Source organism: Nocardiopsis potens DSM 45234 (genome assembly GCF_000341105.1).
Lineage (GTDB): Bacteria > Actinomycetota > Actinomycetes > Streptosporangiales > Streptosporangiaceae > Nocardiopsis_A > Nocardiopsis_A potens.
Window position 1 is genome coordinate 37,502 of record NZ_ANBB01000019.1, and the last position, 17,128, is coordinate 54,629.

The window sequence follows — 17,128 nt, forward strand, 5'->3', positions numbered from 1 at the left end:
CTGGAAGCATCATGAGTACGTACAACCGGTCCGAGTCGACGATGGGGAGCATGGCGATCGCCATGGGCATCATCGTCGGCATCCTGCTGATCATGGCGCTCGTGGTGAACTGGCGCAGCGAAGAGCACATCCCCAGCGTCGACTACCGCCCCGACGCCGAGATGCTGGCCGAGACCGCGGACTTCACCGCCTACGCCCCGGAGGGCCTGCCCGAGGGCTGGGTCCCCACCAGCACCGACCTCTCCACCGAGGAGCCGGTGACCTGGAAGCTCGGCTTCGCCACCCCCGACGACCGGCACGCCGAGCTGCTGATCGGCGAGGAGGAGCCGGAGGCCATGGTCGAGAAGGCGACCGGCGGCGGCGAGCGCGACGGCTCCTCCCAGGTCGGCGGCGAGGAGTGGGAGCGCTACCTGGACGGCACCGGGACCCGGCACGCGCTGGTCAAGCGGGGGGAGGACGCGACCGTCGTCCTCACCGGCGGGTCCGGCTACGAGGAGCTGGAAGTCCTCGCCGGGTCGCTGCAGGAGGTCTGACCGGACGCGGCCCCCGCCGCCGCGCCCCGCTCCCTCTTGCCCACCCCCTCCCCGACGGTCTCGGCACTGCGGCCCCATCAGAGCGCTCTGATGGGGGCCGCAGTGCCGAGACCCCCGGTTCGGGCGGCCGAATCCACCGGGTTTCGGCGCCTTCCCCCATCCTTAATCTTCCCTACCGGTGAAAACCGGAACCGCTGCCGCGCCGCCCCCGTTGAAGGGCGGACAGGCCACACTCGGCGCCGCCGGACCCCGTGGGGATTCCGGCCCGGATAAAAGGCCGCCGCTTCACCCGATGCTTATCTCGGGCGGGCAGGGGCGTCGAGGACAGCGACGCCGGGCGCGCCGCGCCCCCTTGCGGGAGTGAAGAGAAGATGATCAGCGACATACTCGACTGGGTAAAGGGCCTGTTCGGCGATTCCGCCGGCGAGGCCGTGCAGGGAGCCACCGACACCCTCGGCGGGGCCGGGGAGCAGGCCGAGCAGGCGATGGGCGGGGCCGCCGACGCGGCCCAGTCCTTCCAGGAGGACGCCCTGGGAGGCGCAGCCGAGACCGCGCAGTCCTTCCAGGAGGACGCCCTCGGCGGGGCGGCGGAGGCCGCGCAGTCCGCCCAGGAGCAGGCGGTCGGCGGGGCCGAGGAGGCGCTCCAGGGCGCCGGCGAAGAGGCCCTCGGCGGGGCCGCCGACGCGGCCCAGTCCGTCCAGGAGCAGGCCGACGCGGTCGGCGGCATCGCCGAGGACCCGGCCGGTGCCGCCGCCGACGCGGCCAGGGACAGGCTCACCGGCGAGGGCTGACCCCTCGCTGGGCGCCCCGGTCCGCCCGGCCGCCGGCCTGGGCGCCCTCCCGGAAAAGCACCAGGGGCCGCCGCCCGAGAACCGGGCGGCGGCCCCTGCCGCGTGTTCGCGTCCTGCGCGCGGGCGTCAGGCCGACTCGGCGCGCAGGTCCTTGCGGAGCTCCTTGGGGAGGGAGAAGGTCAGCCGCTCCTCGGCGGTCCGCACGCCCTCCACGTCGCCGAAGCCGTACTCGGCGAGCCGGTCCAGCAGGTCCCGCACCAGGATGTCCGGGACGGAGGCGCCGCTGGTCACGCCGACCGTGGTGACGCCCTCAAGCCAGGCCTCGTCCATCAGCGAGGCGTTGTCGATCAGGTGCGCGGCGTCCGCGCCGGCCTCCAGGGCGACCTCGACCAGCCGCACCGAGTTGGAGGAGTTGTCCGAGCCGACAACGATGACCAGCTCGCACTCGGGCGCCATCGCCTTGACCGCGTCCTGGCGGTTGGAGGTGGCGTAGCAGATGTCGTCGCTGGGCGGGTCGAGCAGGTTCGGGAACCGCTCGCGCAGCGCGTCGACGGTCTGGTTGGTCTCGTCCACGGAGAGCGTGGTCTGGGAGAGCCAGGAGACGTTGTCCGGGTTGCGGACCTGGACCTGGTCGACCTGGTCCGGGCTCTCCACGATCTGGATGTGCTCGGGCGCCTCGCCACTGGTCCCCTCGACCTCCTCGTGGCCGGTGTGGCCGATGAGGATGATGTCCCGGTCCTCGGCGGCGAACCGCTTGGCCTCCTTGTGCACCTTGGTGACCAGCGGACAGGTGGCGTCGATCGTCTTGAGCCGGCGGTCCGCGGCCTCCTCGTGGACCTTGGGGGAGACGCCGTGCGCGGAGAAGACCACGATCGCGCCCTCGGGCACCTCGTCGGTCTCCTCGACGAAGATGGCACCGCGCTTCTCCAGGGTGCTCACCACGTGCGTGTTGTGCACGATCTGCTTGCGCACGTAGATCGGAGCACCGTACTGCTCCAGGGCCTTTTCGACCGTGACGACAGCGCGGTCCACCCCGGCGCAGTAACCCCGGGGCTGGGCGAGCAGGACACGGCGGCGATTCGTCGCAGTCATGGGGCCCATCCTATGGGCGGTGGGCAACGCCCTCGCCCAGGTGTCGCCCATCCCACAGCCGATTCGGCGGCGGAGTCGGCGGCAGAGCCCGCAGCGAGGCCCGCAGCAGGACCCGCCGAGGGTCCGCATGGTGGACCTCCGATAACGGTCAGCGATCGGTTCCGTCCCGAGATGGCGAATTCGGCTCCGTTCTTCAGCGCCCGGGTCCATCCTGGCGGCCCTATCCTGGTTGACTTGCGTCCTCGGAACCGTCTATAGAGCCCCGTTGGTACTAGCGATAGCGGCAGGAGCCCCAGTCCAATGTCGAACCCTTCGATCGCCACCAAACTCCTGACCATCGTCAAGGGCATCTTCGGGCGCGGCAAGGGGGAGGCGACCCCCGCCGGTGCCCCGGCCGCCGAGGCGGCCGAGCCCGCCGCGGTCCCGGCGGCAGGGGCCTCCGCCGAGCAGACCGCGGAGCCCGCGGCCGAGCAGACCGCGGCCCGCAAGGACGAGGCCCCCGCCGCGGAACCGGCGGCGCAGGAGCCGGCGGAGAAGGCGGAGAAGGCGCCCGAAGCGAAGCCCGCGGAGGCGGACGCCGAGAAGAAGTCCGAGGCGAAGGCCGCGGAGAAGGCCGACGAGAAGAGCTCCCCCGCCACCGAGCCCGAGCCCGCCGCCGACCAGGACGGAACCCCGGACAGCACGGCCCCCGCCGCCGAGGCTGCGACCCCCTCCGCCCCCGCCGAGCCGGCCCAGGTCCCCAACGAGGAGTCCGGCGAGGACCTGGTCCGCCCGGAGGAGAAGCCGGCCGTCGCCGAAGAGCTCGCCGAGAACGAGAACGCGACCCAGGTCGCCAGCGACGAGATCCTGGCGAAGGTCCGCAAGCAGGCCGCCCCCGCCGCCGAGGAGCTCCCGGTCCCGGGCTACGACGGCCTGACCCTCCCCTCCATCCGGGCCCGGCTGCGCAAGCTCACCATCGAGCAGGTCCGCGAACTCCGCGCCTACGAGGTCGCCCACCAGGAGCGCGCCGAGTTCATCCGGATGTACGACAACCGGATCGCCAAGCTGAACGCCGAGGCCGAGAAGGGCGAGTAGTCCCGACGGGAACGGCCGGCGGCCCCGGCGAGCGGACGCTCGCCGGGGCCGCCGTATTCGGTCAGCGAGGGTCGTCGGCCCGGGCCGGGAGGCTGATGAGCGCACTCCACTCGGGGGCGGGGAAGGCGAGGTGCCCGTTCTGCCGGTTCTGCGTGTCCCGTACGTCGGCGCCGTGCTGATGCTCCCGCACCTCGACGCAGTGAGACGAGTTCTCGCTGTACTTCGCTTTGCGCCAAACGTTCATAGGGGACCTTCCGACGGCCTGACCGAGTGATCGACGGGAGGGGAGTGCCCCAGTGTTTCCCGTACCGGGCGGACTGTCCGTCCGTGTGTCGTAGACCAGGTTCCCGGAACCGTGGTCCGAAGCCGCGATCGCCGTTCCGTCAGGCAGGCGGTCCGGTCGGGGCGGTGTGATCAGATCCAAGTCCAGGGAGTCGATAGGGGCGCCGCCCCTTCCGTGCCCGATCAACCTCGGAATGCGTTTCTTCTGCTCAATGCGGGTGATCTCCAGAACGTTCCCGGCCTGGAGGTGGGTTCGCCGGCGGCATAAAGCGAATCTAACCGGCGGCGTGCATTTCGATCCATGTCTTTCGGGCCGGCTTCACCCGGCCGCCGAAAACGAGAGGACCGCGGCCTGTCTCCACGGGAGAACACAACCGTGACCGGGACCGAGATGAGCACACCCACCCCGACCACTACCTGACCACCGGCGAAGCCGCCTTCCTCCTCCACATCGGGGCGACGACGCTGCGCCGGTGGGAGCGGCGCGGAAGGATCGGCTGCGTCAAGGACGTCCGCGGCAGGCGCTATTTCTGTGCCGGGGACGTCTATGAGCTGCGGGATCGCCCGGGAGGGCACCCGCCGCCTCTGACGCCGGCCGCCCCGGGTGTCTAAGCTGGCCCGGACCCTGACGTGGACCCGCCGGCCCGCCCCGGCGGAGAGCGAGGAGGAACGGCATGCGCAAGGCCCTGGTTCTCGGGGGCGGAGGGATCACCGGAATCGCCTGGCAGCTGGGCGTCCTCTCCTGGCTCTACGACGCCGGCCTCGACCTCACCGACGCCGACCTGGTCGTCGGCACCTCGGCCGGTTCGGTGGTCGGCGCACAGATCACCTCCGGGACGCCGCTGCACGAGCTCTACCGGCGGCAGCTGGCCCCTCCCTCCGCCGAGATCGGGGCGCGCGTCTCCCGGCTCCGGATGGCCCGGTTCGCCCTGGCGTTCCTCGGCGAGCGCGACCCGCGCCGCGCCCGCGCCCGGGTCGGGCGGATCGCGCACAAGACCTCCACCTCCTCGCAGACCGAGCGCCGCGCCGTCATCGCCTCCCGCCTCCCCGCGCACGAGTGGCCCGATACCGACCTGCGGGTCGTCGCGGTCGACGCGCACACCGGCGACCGCGCCGTGCTGGACCGCGAGGCCGGCGTCCCCCTGGTCGACGCGGTGGCGGCCAGCTGCGCGGTCCCCGGGGTGTGGCCGCCGGTGCTGACCGGCGGCGGGCTCTACATCGACGGCGGCGTCCACTCCCCGGCCAACGTCGACCTGGCCGAGGGCTACGACCGCGTCGTGGTCCTCGCCCCGATCCCCGCGGGCTGGGGGCCGGTCCCCGGCCCCGCCGCCCAGCTGGCCGAGCTGCCGGAGAAGACCCGCACCGCCCTGGTCACTCCGGATGCCGCGTCGCTGGACGCGTTCGGCGGCCGGCTGCTCGACCCCGCCCGCCGCGCCCCGGCCGCCCGCGCCGGACGGAACCAGGCCCCCTCGGTCCTCACCGCGGTCGCCGCCGCCTGGGACGGCTGACCCCCGACCCCGCAAAGCGCCGAGCTCAACGGGAGGGAGCGGTCGGCGGGACAGGGGCGGCAGGCAGGGCGTTTCCCCGGTGTCGATCCCCCCTTCTCCCCTCAGCGATCCGGCATTCCGGTCAGGCGCGGCGCCTCGCGGAGCAAAGGTTCAAGCGGGCAGCGAGGGCGGGAGGGCGTGCCGGCCGGCCGGTCCGGTGCGGCGCCCCGCAGAGCGAAGGTTCAGGAAGGCAGCGGCGGCAGCGGCAGGGGCGGGGCGCGGGGGTCGCCCGGGCGCGGGCCCCACGGGGCCGGGGCTCAAGCGGGCAGCGAGGGCGGCAGTGGGCACCGGCCGGTCGGTCAGGCGCGGCACCCCACGGGGTCAGGGCCCAAGCAGGCGGCGACGGCAGCGGTAGGGCCGAGGCGGAGGCGGTCGCCCGGGCGCGGGCCCCACGGGGCAGAGGTTCAAGCGGGCGGCGAGGGCGGCGGTGGGGACCGGCTGGTCGGTCGGGTGCGGCAGAGCAGGGAGGGGCGGCCGGGGTGGCGGGTTCGCCGTTCCCGCGTCGCCCGGGTGCCGGGGCCGGCCGCCCTTGAAACCACCGCCCGCCCCTGACCTGGATGAATACGCACAGTGAAGGTCGGGAGGGGCGCCCTGCGCATCGCGAGAGCACCCCGGTGATTCCCGAGCGCGCATCCTGGGCCGGATCGGCCCCCGAGAGGCCCGAATCGCCCCGGTTGGGCCGTTGATCAGGGGTTCGAGCGGCCCGGAAGGCCGGGATGCAGGGGGCCGGAACCCGGGGAGGGCAGGGGCGGGGGCGGGATGTCGCTTTTGTCCTGCCGGGAGGGCCCGCTTTGGCCACTCTGGGTGATCGGGGAGGGGGTGGTGGGGGCTTGGGGGCTTACTACTCGCTGGTATATGTAATCGGGGTGCTCTCGCGGTGCGCAGGCCGCCCCCACACCCGCTCGACCCCCGCCGTAAACCCGGCATAGGGGATAAGGGCACTCCCCGGCGGGGGCACGCGCCGGGCCGGGCCGGTGAACGCGGCGCCCCGCCCCTCTCCCGCCCTCGCCGCCCGCTTGAACCCCCGCCCCGCGAGGCGCCGCACCCGGGTGAGGCGCCCGGCCCCGCCCCTACCCTTGCCGTCGCCGCCCGTCTTGACCTTCACTCCGTGACGCGCCGCGCCCGACCGACCGGCCGGTCCCCTTCCCGCCGTCGCCGCTGGTCTGAGCCTTCGCTCCGTGGGGCGCCGCGCTCGGGTGACGGCCTCTGCTCCCGGCTCTGCCGGTGCCGTTGCCGCCCGTCTTGACCTTTGCTCTGCGGGGCGCCGGACCGACCGGCCGGTCCCCCTCCTGCCTTCGCTGCCCGCTTGGACCTTCGCTCCGCGGGGTGCCGCGCTCGGGTGATCGCCTTCGCCCGCGCCTTCCTCTGCCGTCGCCGCTCGCCTGAACCTGCACCCCGTGGGGCGCCGCACTCGGTCGGGGCATCTCTCGCCCCTCGACCTTTCCCGGGTTCCTCGTTGCAACGACCTCTTGGCGACAAGCCGGTTGAGACGGCCACAACGCCGAGATCAACGCAGGAGGGGGAGCCCTTCGGTGGTCGGGGCGCGGTCGGAGCCTCCGCGGAAGCGTCACCGCTCTCCTCTAGGCTCGGACGCATGGGTATGGAGAGTTCGGCCGAGGCACCGCAGCCGGTGCGGGTGGTCATGCAGGCCGTCGGCGGCTGGATCGGGCGCCTGGGCCGGATCTGGGTCGAGGGGCAGATCGCCGAACTCAACCGGCGCGGCGGTACCGCCTTCATCACCCTGCGCGACCCGGTCGCCAACGTGTCCGCCCGGGTGGTCTGCCCGATCCGGGTGCTGGAGGCCAACGGCCCGGCGCCGCAGGCCGGGGCCCGCGTCGTCATCCACGCCAAACCCGACTTCTACGTCGCCCGCGGCACCTTCTCCCTGCTCGCCCTGGAGATCCGGCACGTCGGCCTGGGCGAGCTGCTGGCCCGGCTGGAGCAGCTGCGCAAGACGCTCGCCGCGGAGGGGCTCTTCTCCGAGGCGCGCAAGCGCCGGCTGCCGTTCCTGCCCGGCACCGTCGGCCTCATCTGCGGCCGGGACTCCGCCGCCGAGCGCGACGTGCTGGAGAACGGCCGCCGCCGCTGGCCCGCCGTCCGGTTCGAGGTCCGCGAGGTCGCGGTCCAGGGCGACCGGGCCGTCGGCGAGGTCGTCGAGGCGCTCAAGGAGCTCGACGGCCACCCCGGCGTCGACGTCATCGTCATCGCCCGCGGCGGCGGCAGCCTGGAGGACCTGCTGCCCTTCTCCGACGAGGCGCTGGTCCGCGCGGTCGCCGCCGCCGGCACCCCGGTGGTCAGCGCCATCGGCCACGAGCAGGACGCCCCGCTGCTCGACTACGTGGCCGACGTCCGCGCCTCCACCCCCACCGACGCGGCGAAGAAGACCGTCCCCGACGTCGGTGAGCAGCTCGAACTCATCCGGCAGCTGCGCGACCGCGCCCGCCGGGTCATCCGGGGCGGCCTCGACCGGGAGAAGGCGTGGCTGGACGGCATGCGCTCGCGCCCGGTCCTGGCCAGCCCGATCCGCGAGATCGACCGCCTCACCGAGCAGGTCACCGGCCTGCGCGACCGGGCGCGGCGCAGCCTGACCGTCTCGCTGGACCGTGCCGGCGACGACCTGGTGCACACCAGGGCCCGGCTGCACGCGCTCTCCCCGGCGACCACCCTGGCCCGCGGCTACGCGATCGTCCAGGGCCCGGACGGGGCGGTGCTCCGCTCCGCGACGGAGGTCTCCCCGGGCGACGAACTCCGCCTCCGGTTCGCCGAGGACAGCCTCTCGGCCACCGCGGGCGAACCGACCACCGAACCCGCCTCCGCCCGCGAGGACACCGCGGACGGGAACGATTGAGGAGACCATGGCGAAGAAGGCGACCGCACCGGAGCCCGATGCTCCGGAGCAGACCGGCCAGGAGCAGAACGGCTCGGCAGGCCCGGAACTCAGCTACGAGGAGGCCCGCGAGGAACTCGACACCGTCGTGCGCCGCCTGGAGTCCGGCGGCCTGACGCTCAAGGAGTCCCTCGCCCTCTGGGAGAAGGGCGAGCAGCTCGCCAAGACCTGCGAGCAGTGGCTCGAAGGCGCCCGCGCCAAGCTCGCCGTCGCCATGGAGGAGAACAGTGCCCACCAGGGCGAGAGGGACGCCGACGCCCCGTTCTGAGCTGACGCAAGTGAATGAAAACGGGGTCGTCGGGGAGTAGAGGCGCAGGTTAACTAGTGTCGGCCCCGCAAGTGCGGGGATGGTCCGCACTCCCATTCCGCCGTCCCGGGCGACGAGTTGTCGGCCCCGCAAGTGCGGGGATGGTCCCCCCTCAAATACTGATTCAGTAGGTGGGGGTCAGTCGGCCCCGCGCGTGCGGGGGGGCGCCCCCGACCGACCCTCTACCTCACACCTCCTGCTTCTCCCAGGCGTAGACCGCGGAGATGGGGACGCTGCGGAACTTCTCCCACTTCGGCTTCGTGGCGATCCAGGTGTCGTCGATGACGCCCTCGTCCATGTGGGTGAGCGTCCAGCCGTTCCCCAGGCCGGCCTTGATGTGGTCGCTGACCAGGTGGACGTTGGTCGTGATGGCCAGGGACTCGCCCGTCGCCTCGGTGAAGTGGGTGGGCATGCCGCTGGAGATGATGAACTGCGGGTGGAAGGCGGCGATGACGAAGGAGCCGCCGGGCCGGGTGAGGCGGGCCGCCTCCGCGTAGAGCGGGGCGAGGTCGGGCAGGTGCTCGTCGATCAGGGAGGCGATGGCCAGGTCGTAGGCGCCGGACTCCAGACCGGTGTCGGTGGCGTCGCCCTGCACCAGGCGGTCGTGGGCGCCCTTCTTCTCGGCGAGGGCCAGCATCTCCGGGGTGAGGTCCACGCCGTCGACGGAGCCGACCCCTCGGGAGCGGAGCCAGGCGCCGGTGCGGCCGGTGCCGCAGCCCAGGTCGGCGGCGCGGCGGACCGCGGACCAGTCCGGGCGGGGGAGCCGGTCGAGCAGGCCGAGGTCCATGATGTCCTCGACGGTCTGCTCGTAGGTGTCGGCCCAGCGGCCGTAACCGGTGGCGACGTCGACGGTGGGGTAGTTGCGGGTGTCGAAGTCCGAGAAGCGGATCATGCGGACGATGATCGCAACCGGGCGTCCCGCGCGGAAAGCGGTTTTCCGTGCCTTGTGGATTACCGCGGATCACCCCGGATCCCCGCGCCTGTGGATTCCCGCGGATTCCGGCCCCGGTGGCGCCGTTGGCAGGAGCGGCGGGGTCAGCGGCGCGGGCGGCGCCCGTTGAGCTGGTCGCTGAAGTCGCGGAAGTTCGCCGGCAGGCCGCGGAAGACCGCGATGAGCAGCACCAGGGCGGTGCCCAGGAACAGCCACGGGGCGACGTCGGCCAGCCGGGTGCCCAGGCCGATCGCCAGGCCGCGGGCGAAGCCCTCGCTGCCCAGGGTCAGCAGGCTCTCCGCGAGCACCGCGGCGATGAAGTAGGCCAGCGGCGGGCTGACGGTCAGCGAGAGCAGGTCGCTCGGACGCACCAGCAGGGCGGCCGCCACGCACGACGCGACGAACATGTACCCGTTCAGCGCGCTCCAGCCGGTCGCCTCGGCGATCAGCGCGGCGAGCAGTCCGGCGGCGATGATGACCAGCACGCCGCCGCGCCCGGTGAGGCGGATCTGCGCCCCGGTGGCCGCCGCCGCTGCCCGGCCGGTCCGCGCGGGCCGCCGTCCCTTGGGCGGCCGCTGCGGCCGTTTCCCGGAGGCGGCGGGCGGGGTGGACGGCCTGGGGCGCGAACGCGTGCGGCGGCGCGGGGGCGGAGGCGTGAAGAAGGGGCCCCGGGGGTCTTCGGGGCTTTCCGTCCTACGCGAGCCCATGGCCGTACGCTCCCTTATATGACTCACAGTGATTAGTGTGTCACTCGTGGTGAGTATTCTTGCTCTTCCTCAGAAGACGTGTCGGTCGACGCCTCCGGGCCGAACACGCCGCCGTACAGTCCGACGCGGACGGCATCGTCCCCGGTTTCCGATTCCTCCCGCCCGATTCCGGCCGTTCCCGAATTCTGCCCCCGAGGCGGCCGCTCCGCACCGCCGCCGCCCTCCGATTCCTCTTCCTTTTCCTCTTCCTCCGCCGGTTCCCCGGCGGCCGCTCCGGCCGGCGCCCTGACCGGAAGGCCCTCCGGCCCCGGCCCGGCCGGCGCCTCCGGGGCGACCGGGAATTCCGGGCCGGCGTCGGCGGTCAGCTCGGCCGAGGCCAGCGGGCGGGCCTGCTCCTCGACGCCGGAGGGGCGGTCCAGGTCGCCGTCGACCAGGCCGAGCTCCTCGAACCGGCGGGCCGTCACCAGCACCCGGCTCTCCAGCGAGCCCACCGTCTGGTTGTAGGCGGTGACCGCCTTGGACAGCGCCCTGCCCAGCCCGTCCACGTGCCCGCCCAGGGTGGACAGCCGCGCGTGCAGCCGCTTGCCGAGCTCGAACACCTCGCGCGCGTTCTCCCCGAGCGCCTGCTGCTGCCAGGCGTACTGCGCCGTGCGCAGCAGCGACACCAGCGTGGTCGGCGTGGCGATGTGCACCCTGCGGCCCATCGCGTACTCCAGCAGCCCGGGGTCGTGCTCCAGCGCCGGGGCCAGGAACGCCTCGCCGGGGATGAACAGCACCACGAACTCCGGCGCCGGGTCGAAGGCCTTCCAGTAGCCCTTCGCCGCCAGCTGGTCCACGTGGGTGCGCAGGTGGCGGGCGTGCGCGCGGAGCCGGTCGGCGCGCAGCCCATCGTCCCCGGCGTCCACCGCCTCCAGGTAGGCGGCCAGCGACACCTTCGAGTCGACCACGATGTTCTTGCCGCCGGCCAGCCGCACCACCATGTCCGGCCGCTGCGTCCCGTCCTCGGTGCGCACCGAGGCCTGCTCGTCGAAGTCGCACCGGGCGCTCATCCCGGACAGCTCGGCGACCCGGCGCAGCTGCAGCTCGCCCCAGCGGCCCCGGGCCTCGGGCCGGCGCAGCGCGGTGACCAGCGACCGGGTCTCCTCGCGCAGCCGCTCGGAGCCCTCCCGCACGTACTCCACCTGCTTGGCCAGCTCGGCGTGGGCGGCGCGGCGCCCGGCGTCGGCCTCGCGCAGCTGCCCCTCGACCTTGGCCAGGGTCTCCCGCAACGGCTCCACCAGCCGCTCCACCTCCCGGCGGCGCAGCTCCATCTCCTGCCCGGCCTCGGCGCCCACCGCGCGCATCCGCCCCTCGGCCAGCTCCATGAACCGCTGCCCGGTGGCGTCCAGGGCCTGGGCGGACAGCGCCCGGAACCGGTCGGCGAGCTGCTCCTCGATGTAGGCGGCCCGCTCCTCGGCGGCCCGGGCGTCCGCCCGCGCCTCCGCGGTGCGCCCGCGCGCCAGCATCCACCCCAGGGCCGCGCCGAGGGCGAGTCCGACCAGCAGCACCGCGATCATCTCAAGGCCGTTCATAGCGGCCCATGCTCTCAATCCCGGGCGTCCCAGGGGTTTCCGCCACGCGGGTTCCCGCCCCCTGCCCGATGATCCCGGCACCGCCGCCGCCCCGAAGCCGGTCGGGGCGGCGGCGCCGGGATCATCGCGGGGCCGCTCAGTCGGCGGGGGAGTCGGCGGGGGCGCTCAGCGCGTCCAGCACCACCTCGACCAGGCGGGGCATGTCCACCGCGCCCTGGTCGTAGAGCCACTGCACCTGCAGCCCGTCCATCACCGCTATGAGCAGCGTCGCCGCGTCCTCGGGGGTGACGCCGGGGCGCAGCCGGCCGCCGTGCTCCTCGCGCAGGGTGCGGGTGAACTCGGTGCGCAGCCGCTCGAACCGCTCGCCGAAGAAGCCGTGCGCCGGGTGCCCCTCGGTGACCGCCTCCGCGCTGAGCACGGTGTAGACCTGCACCAGGCCGGGCAGCCCGGTGTTGCGCCGGACGATCTCCGCCACTTCGGCCGCGCCGATCCGGGCGGTGCCGTCCTCCCCGTCCTCCCCGCCGGCCCCTGCGGCGCGGGCGGTCGCGGAGCGGTTCGCCGCGTCCCGCTGCTCCAGCACCGCCACCAGCAGCGCCTGCTTGCTGGGGAAGTAGTGCAGCAGGCCCTGCTGGGTGATCCCGGCCCGCTCGGCGACCTTCGCCAGCGACGTCCCGTTGTACCCGCCGTCGGCGAACTCGTCCATGGCGGCGTCCAGGATCGCGTCCCGGCGCCCGCCGGGGGCGTATCCCGGCCGCCGGCGGCCCGAATCGGAACCCATCACGTCCTCCCCCCGGCCCGTCCCCGGGCCCTTCGCGGCAGTGAGGAGGGTACCGGCGGCGCAGTGGAAGCGCACGTCAGCAGAGCCCTCCGCGGACCCCTCGGCAGGGCGGTGAAGGGCTTCACAACGCCGGGACCCCGGCATACACTCCGAAAAACTACCGAGTAGTCGGTAGGTCGAAGGATACGGCTCCGCGGGCGCCGGGGCACGCCCCGCCCCGCCCATCCGAACGGACCCGAAACGGACCCGAGGGGGATCCACCATGACGGCACATTCCACTGCGGCCCAGGCGGCGGAGGACGCCCGGGAGCGCCGCGTCGACGCGGCCCTCGCCGGACTCGACCTGGAGGCGAAGGTGCGGCTGCTCTCCGGGGCCGGCATGTGGTCGGTCGCCCCGAACCCCGGGATCGGCCTGGGCCGCCTGGTCATGTCGGACGGACCGGTCGGCGTGCGCGGCGAGGACTGGACCCCCGACGACCCCTCGATCCAGCTGCCCAGCCCCACCGCCATCGCCGCCACCTGGGACACCGACCTGGTCCGGCGGGCCGGCAACCTGCTCGCCCAGGAGGCCCGCCGCAAGGGCGTGCACGTGCTCCTCGCCCCCACGGTGAACATGCACCGCAGCCCGCTCGGCGGCCGGCACTTCGAGTGCTTCTCCGAGGACCCCTACCTGACCGGCGCCGTCGGCGCGGCCTATGTGCGCGGCGTGCAGGAGGGCGGGGTGGCCACCACGGTCAAGCACTTCGTCGCCAACGACGCCGAGACCGACCGGTTCACCGTGGACAACCGGGTCGGCGAGCGCGCCCTGCGCGAGGTCTACCTCGCCCCCTTCGAGCAGATCGTGGCCGAGGCCCGCCCCTGGGGCGTGATGGCCGCCTACAACAGCGTCAACGGCACCACCATGACCGAGCACACCGAGCTCAACGGGGTGCTGCGGGACGAGTTCGGCTTCGACGGGTTCATCGTCTCCGACTGGACCGCCGCCCGGGACACCGTCCGCGACGCCCTGGCCGGACTGGACTCGGCGATGCCCGGACCGCGCACCGTCTACGGCGACAGGCTGGTCGCCGCGGTCCGCGACGGCCGCGTCCCCGAGGAGGCCGTGGACCGGATGGCCCGCCGCATCCTCCGGCTCGCCGCCCGGGTCGGCCTGCTGGAGGGCGCCGCCCCGGTGGTCGGGGAGTCCGACCTGCCCGCCGCGCTGGACGGCCGCGCCGTCGCCCGCGAGACGGCCGCCCGCTCCTTCGTGCTCCTCCGCAACGAGGGCCGCGCCCTGCCGATCGACCCCTCCCGCGTGCGCAGGATCGCGCTGATCGGCCTGGCCGCCTCCGAGGCCCGCACCAGCGGCGGCGGCTCCGCCACCGTCTTCGCCGAGCGCACCGTCGCCCCGCTGGAGGGGCTGCGCGACGCCCTTCCCGGCGGCGTGGAGCTGACCTACGCGGTCGGCGCCGACCCGCGGGACTCGCTGCCCCCGCTGCGCGGTCCGCTCACCGCGGTCTTCCACGGCCCGGACGGCGCCGAGCTGGCCACCGACACCATCGCCGACGGCACCGCCCGGTGGATGGGCGAGCTGCCCGCGGGCGTGGAGCCCGGTGCGATGGAGTCGGTCACCGTCACCGGCACCCTCACCCCGGAGTCGACCGGCCGGCACACCTTCTCCATCGCCGGCATCGGCCCGTTCACCCTCACCGTCGGCGGTGCCACCGCGTTCGACGGCGCACTGGTCTTCGAGGGCGACGACCCGGCGGCCGCGCTGTTCCAGCCGCCGCAGCAGGAGGTCTCCGTCGACCTCACCGCGGGCGAGCCGGTCGAGGTCTCCCTCACCCACCGCACCAACGGCGTGCCCATCGGCGACTTCGCCTTCGTCGGCTTCTCGCTCAACCACACCGAGCCGCTGGCCGGCGCGGACGAGCTGATCGAGGAGGCGGTCGCCGCGGCGGCCGCCGCCGACGTCGCCGTCGTCATCGCCGCGACCACCGAGGACGTGGAGTCCGAGGGCTTCGACCGGACCACGCTGGCGCTGCCCGGCCGCCAGGACGAGCTGGTGGCGCGGGTGGCCGCGGCCGCGCCGCGCACCGTGGTCGTGGTCAACGCGGGCGCCCCGGTGCTGATGCCCTGGCGGGACGAGGTCGACGCGATCCTGCTGAGCTGGTTCGGCGGGCAGGAGCTCGGCGGGGCCCTGGCCGACGTGCTGCTCGGCGCGGAGGAGCCCGGCGGCCGGCTGCCCACCACCTGGCCGGCCGAGGAGAAGGACGTCCCGGTCTGGGACGTGGTGCCCGCCGACGGCCGGATCGAGTACAGCGAGGGCGTGTTCATCGGTTACCGGGCCTGGGAGAAGGCCCCGGCCGCCCCGGCGTTCTGGTTCGGCCACGGCCTGTCCTACACCGAGTGGTCCTACGACGGCATCGAGGTCGCGGCGGCCGGCTCCGCCGGGGCCCCGGCCGAGGCCAGGGTCACGGTGACCAACACCGGCGACCGGCCGGGCCGCGAGATCGTCCAGGTCTACCTGGCGCCCCGGGAGCCCGGCGGGGAGCACCCGGCCCGGGTGCTGGCCGGCTTCGCCGCGGTGCAGGCCGGCCCCGGCGAGACGGTGGAGGTCCCGGTCGCCCTCGCGCGCCGCGCCGCCGAGTACTGGGACGCCGATGAGCATGCCTGGCGCCCCGTCCCCGGCGGCCACGACGTCCAGGCGGGCCGCTCCTACGCCGACGTCCGGCTGTCGGCCCCGCTCCCCGGGGCCTGACCGGGACCGGCGGGCGGCCGCACCCCCTCCCTCTTCCCCGGCGGCCGCCCGCCCGCGCACCGGCGATGATCTCGACGTTGCAAGGCCGACAGAACGCTCCGATGCCCCTGCCACGTCGAGATCATCGAGAGGGAGGCGCAGGGGCGCCCGTACCCCGACGCGCGGTCGCCGCAGGTGAAATCGGGTATCCGGAGCGTGCGATGATCACCCCATGGGCAACAACGTCTTCTTCGACATCACCATCGACGAGGCCCCCAAGGGGCGCATCGTCTTCAAGCTCTACGACGACATCGTCCCGGACACCGCCAAGAACTTCCGCGAGCTGGCCACCGGTCAGCACGGCTACGGCTACCAGGGCTCCAAGTTCCACCGGGTCATCCCCGCCTTCATGCTGCAGGGCGGCGACTTCACCCACGGGAACGGCACCGGTGGCAAGAGCATCTGGGGCGGGGAGTTCGACGACGAGAACTTCCAGGTCAAGCACACCAAGCCCGGCCTGCTGTCGATGGCCAACGCGGGCAAGAACACCAACGGCTCGCAGTTCTTCATCACCACCGTCGCCACCCCCTGGCTGGACGGCAAGCACGTCGTCTTCGGCGAGGTCGTCGAGGGCATGGACCTGGTGAAGGAGATCGAGGCCCTCGGGTCGCAGAGCGGCCGGACCTCCAAGGCGATCACCATCACCGCCTCGGGGACCGTCTGACCCGGATCCCGGAACGATTGAGCGGCCGTCGCCCCACCGGGCGGCGGCCGCTTCCGTCTCCGCCCCTCCCTCGATGATCTTGACGTTGCGGGGCCATCAGAGCGCTCTGATGGCCCCGCAACGTCAAGATCATCGGCAGGGGAGGGCCTTCGCCCGGCGGGGCCTCAGGAGGACTCGCGCCGGCGCAGCTCCGGTTCCCAGGCGCGGATCGGCGCGGCCGGGTCGGCGTCGCCGGAGACCAGTGCGGCGATGTGCGCGGCCACCTCGCCGATGGAGAGCAGCGGGCGCGCCCCGACGCTGGTCAGCCGGGGCCGCAGCATCCCGCAGAGCGGCAGGTCGTCGGTGCCGACCAGGCGGACCCGGCCGGGGACGTCCACCCCGGCGTCGGCCAGCGCGCCCAGCAGCAGGCCGGCGTACTCGTCGTTGTAGCCGTACACCCCGTCCGGCATGCCCTGCTCGGCCCACTCGGCGACCACGCGCGCCGCGTCCTCCGGGGTCCCGTCCATGTCGGTGCGGCGCACCCGGGCGCCCTCGGCGGCCTTGGCCACGCCGGCCAGCCGCTCCTCGCCCATCTCCTTGACGACCGGGGCGCGCGGCACGATCGCGGCGATGTCGGTGCAGCCCTGGTCGATGAGGTGCAGGCCGCCGGTCCGCCCCATCCCGCAGTGGTCCAGGACCAGCGCCGGCACGCCCCTGCGCGGGGCGCGGCCCAGGGCGAGCGGCACCGCGCCCGCCCCGGTCAGCAGGTCCACCGCCGTGGGGGTCAGCCGCCGCCCCTCGGCGATCACCGCCGCCGGGCGCAGGGCCGCCCAGGCGCGCGCGGCCTTCGCGCCGCGCGACTCCGGGTCGCCGTGCAGGATGAGCGTGTAGCCCAGGGCGCGCAGCTCGTCGGCGAGGCCGCCGAAGAACCGGGCGGCGAGCGGCCCCAGGGTGGTGGCGGGCATGGCGAACAGGACCAGGTCGCTGCGGCCGGTGCGCAGTGAGCGGGCGCTGGCGTGCGGCACGTAGCCGAGGTCTTCGGCGGCGGCCAGGACGCGCCGCCGGGTCTCCTCCGGGATGCGGTTGCCCGGGGTGTCGTTGAGGACGTAGGAGACCGTGGCGGTGGAGACCGCGGCGCGCGCCGCGATGTCGCCCATCGTCGGGGGGCGGGAACGGGTCGCATTCATCGTGATCATTCTGCCTCGC

At 74.0% G+C, this 17,128-nt stretch carries 16 protein-coding genes and 2 pseudogenes; 11 read left to right on the plus strand and 7 right to left on the minus strand.

Features of this window, described 5'->3' with window-relative positions:
* The first annotated feature begins 11 nt into the window (after positions 1-11).
* Both D459_RS0107265 and D459_RS0107270 read left to right on the plus strand, forming a co-directional pair.
* Positions 12-533, plus strand: a complete 522-nt coding sequence (locus D459_RS0107265) for a DUF4245 domain-containing protein (RefSeq protein ID WP_026120144.1) — start codon at positions 12-14, stop codon at positions 531-533.
* Between the two features lie 371 nt (positions 534-904).
* Positions 905-1,324, plus strand: coding sequence for a hypothetical protein (locus D459_RS0107270; protein WP_017592335.1), 420 nt, complete (start codon positions 905-907; stop codon positions 1,322-1,324).
* Between the two features lie 126 nt (positions 1,325-1,450).
* On the opposite strand, the gene D459_RS0107275 is transcribed toward D459_RS0107270, so the two are convergent.
* Positions 1,451-2,416 carry a 4-hydroxy-3-methylbut-2-enyl diphosphate reductase gene (locus tag D459_RS0107275; protein WP_026120145.1) on the minus strand — a complete coding sequence of 322 codons (966 nt, stop codon included), beginning with the start codon at positions 2,414-2,416 and terminating at the stop codon, positions 1,451-1,453.
* Between the two features lie 300 nt (positions 2,417-2,716).
* Here D459_RS0107275 and D459_RS0107280 point away from each other — a divergent pair, with 300 nt between their 5' ends.
* A complete protein-coding gene (locus tag D459_RS0107280; protein ID WP_026120146.1) occupies positions 2,717-3,490 on the plus strand; it encodes a hypothetical protein in 774 nt (257 codons plus the stop codon).
* A gap of 61 nt (positions 3,491-3,551) precedes the next feature.
* On the opposite strand, the gene D459_RS0107285 is transcribed toward D459_RS0107280, so the two are convergent.
* On the minus strand, positions 3,552-3,734 hold the full coding sequence (locus tag D459_RS0107285) for a DUF397 domain-containing protein (RefSeq protein WP_017592337.1): 183 nt from the start codon (positions 3,732-3,734) through the stop codon (positions 3,552-3,554).
* Between the two features lie 455 nt (positions 3,735-4,189).
* Between D459_RS0107285 and D459_RS36775 the strand changes: the two genes are divergently transcribed.
* From D459_RS36775 to D459_RS0107300, 4 genes are all read left to right on the plus strand, one after another.
* Positions 4,190-4,384, plus strand: a complete 195-nt coding sequence (locus tag D459_RS36775) for a MerR family transcriptional regulator (RefSeq protein WP_275041850.1) — start codon at positions 4,190-4,192, stop codon at positions 4,382-4,384.
* Positions 4,385-4,446: 62 nt separating this feature from the next.
* Positions 4,447-5,280, plus strand: coding sequence for a patatin-like phospholipase family protein (locus D459_RS0107290; RefSeq protein ID WP_017592338.1), 834 nt, complete (start codon positions 4,447-4,449; stop codon positions 5,278-5,280).
* A 1,633-nt stretch (positions 5,281-6,913) separates the two neighbouring features.
* Positions 6,914-8,167 (plus strand): exodeoxyribonuclease VII large subunit, encoded by a 1,254-nt coding sequence (xseA, locus tag D459_RS31010; protein ID WP_040709475.1) that lies wholly within the window; start codon positions 6,914-6,916, stop codon positions 8,165-8,167.
* Positions 8,168-8,174: 7 nt separating this feature from the next.
* A complete protein-coding gene (locus D459_RS0107300) occupies positions 8,175-8,474 on the plus strand; it encodes an exodeoxyribonuclease VII small subunit (protein ID WP_017592340.1) in 300 nt (99 codons plus the stop codon).
* A 226-nt stretch (positions 8,475-8,700) separates the two neighbouring features.
* Here D459_RS0107300 and D459_RS0107305 read toward each other — a convergent pair whose 3' ends face one another.
* From D459_RS0107305 to D459_RS0107320, 4 genes are all read right to left on the minus strand, one after another.
* Entirely contained in the window at positions 8,701-9,405 is a 705-nt protein-coding gene (locus tag D459_RS0107305) for a class I SAM-dependent DNA methyltransferase (RefSeq protein ID WP_017592341.1), read from the minus strand.
* Between the two features lie 143 nt (positions 9,406-9,548).
* Positions 9,549-10,151, minus strand: a complete 603-nt coding sequence (locus D459_RS0107310) for a DUF6542 domain-containing protein (protein WP_026120147.1) — start codon at positions 10,149-10,151, stop codon at positions 9,549-9,551.
* A gap of 32 nt (positions 10,152-10,183) precedes the next feature.
* Positions 10,184-11,722: a DNA recombination protein RmuC gene (locus tag D459_RS0107315; protein ID WP_017592343.1), complete on the minus strand. Its 1,539-nt coding sequence runs from the start codon at positions 11,720-11,722 to the stop codon at positions 10,184-10,186.
* Positions 11,723-11,858: 136 nt separating this feature from the next.
* Complete coding sequence (locus tag D459_RS0107320) at positions 11,859-12,500, minus strand: TetR/AcrR family transcriptional regulator (RefSeq protein ID WP_017592344.1); 642 nt, start codon at positions 12,498-12,500, stop codon at positions 11,859-11,861.
* 427 nt (positions 12,501-12,927) lie between these two features.
* On the opposite strand from D459_RS0107320, the pseudogene D459_RS37550 reads away from it, so the two are divergent.
* The 4 genes and pseudogenes from D459_RS37550 to D459_RS0107330 all read left to right on the plus strand — a co-directional run.
* Positions 12,928-13,623 (plus strand): annotated as a pseudogene (locus D459_RS37550) (glycoside hydrolase family 3 protein); the annotation flags it as partial.
* A pseudogene (locus D459_RS37555) lies at positions 13,603-14,811 on the plus strand (glycoside hydrolase family 3 C-terminal domain-containing protein); the annotation flags it as partial. The pseudogenes D459_RS37550 and D459_RS37555, both read left to right, overlap by 21 nt.
* Positions 14,812-14,958: 147 nt before the next feature.
* Positions 14,959-15,240, plus strand: coding sequence for a fibronectin type III-like domain-contianing protein (locus D459_RS37560; protein ID WP_394296691.1), 282 nt, complete (start codon positions 14,959-14,961; stop codon positions 15,238-15,240).
* Between the two features lie 211 nt (positions 15,241-15,451).
* Entirely contained in the window at positions 15,452-15,943 is a 492-nt protein-coding gene (locus tag D459_RS0107330; RefSeq protein ID WP_017592346.1) for a peptidylprolyl isomerase, read from the plus strand.
* A 164-nt stretch (positions 15,944-16,107) separates the two neighbouring features.
* Here the strand turns inward: D459_RS0107330 and D459_RS31015 are convergent, their stop codons facing one another.
* Positions 16,108-17,109, minus strand: a complete 1,002-nt coding sequence (locus tag D459_RS31015; protein WP_152522918.1) for a LacI family DNA-binding transcriptional regulator — start codon at positions 17,107-17,109, stop codon at positions 16,108-16,110.
* Positions 17,110-17,128: the final 19 nt, after the last annotated feature.

Bases quoted from the DNA above. Each gene is read 5' to 3' on its own strand.
- D459_RS0107265 (WP_026120144.1), top strand. From the start codon at position 12: ATGAGTACGTACAACCGGTCCGAGTCGACGATGGGGAGCATGGCGATC.
- D459_RS0107270 (WP_017592335.1), top strand. From the start codon at position 905: ATGATCAGCGACATACTCGACTGGGTAAAGGGCCTGTTCGGCGATTCC.
- D459_RS0107275 (WP_026120145.1), bottom strand. From the start codon at position 2,416: ATGACTGCGACGAATCGCCGCCGTGTCCTGCTCGCCCAGCCCCGGGGT.
- D459_RS0107280 (WP_026120146.1), top strand. From the start codon at position 2,717: ATGTCGAACCCTTCGATCGCCACCAAACTCCTGACCATCGTCAAGGGC.
- D459_RS0107285 (WP_017592337.1), bottom strand. From the start codon at position 3,734: ATGAACGTTTGGCGCAAAGCGAAGTACAGCGAGAACTCGTCTCACTGC.
- D459_RS0107290 (WP_017592338.1), top strand. From the start codon at position 4,447: ATGCGCAAGGCCCTGGTTCTCGGGGGCGGAGGGATCACCGGAATCGCC.
- xseA (WP_040709475.1), top strand. From the start codon at position 6,914: ATGGGTATGGAGAGTTCGGCCGAGGCACCGCAGCCGGTGCGGGTGGTC.
- D459_RS0107300 (WP_017592340.1), top strand. From the start codon at position 8,175: ATGGCGAAGAAGGCGACCGCACCGGAGCCCGATGCTCCGGAGCAGACC.
- D459_RS0107305 (WP_017592341.1), bottom strand. From the start codon at position 9,405: ATGATCCGCTTCTCGGACTTCGACACCCGCAACTACCCCACCGTCGAC.
- D459_RS0107310 (WP_026120147.1), bottom strand. From the start codon at position 10,151: ATGGGCTCGCGTAGGACGGAAAGCCCCGAAGACCCCCGGGGCCCCTTC.
- D459_RS0107315 (WP_017592343.1), bottom strand. From the start codon at position 11,722: ATGAACGGCCTTGAGATGATCGCGGTGCTGCTGGTCGGACTCGCCCTC.
- D459_RS0107320 (WP_017592344.1), bottom strand. From the start codon at position 12,500: ATGGGTTCCGATTCGGGCCGCCGGCGGCCGGGATACGCCCCCGGCGGG.
- D459_RS0107330 (WP_017592346.1), top strand. From the start codon at position 15,452: ATGGGCAACAACGTCTTCTTCGACATCACCATCGACGAGGCCCCCAAG.
- D459_RS31015 (WP_152522918.1), bottom strand. From the start codon at position 17,109: ATGAATGCGACCCGTTCCCGCCCCCCGACGATGGGCGACATCGCGGCG.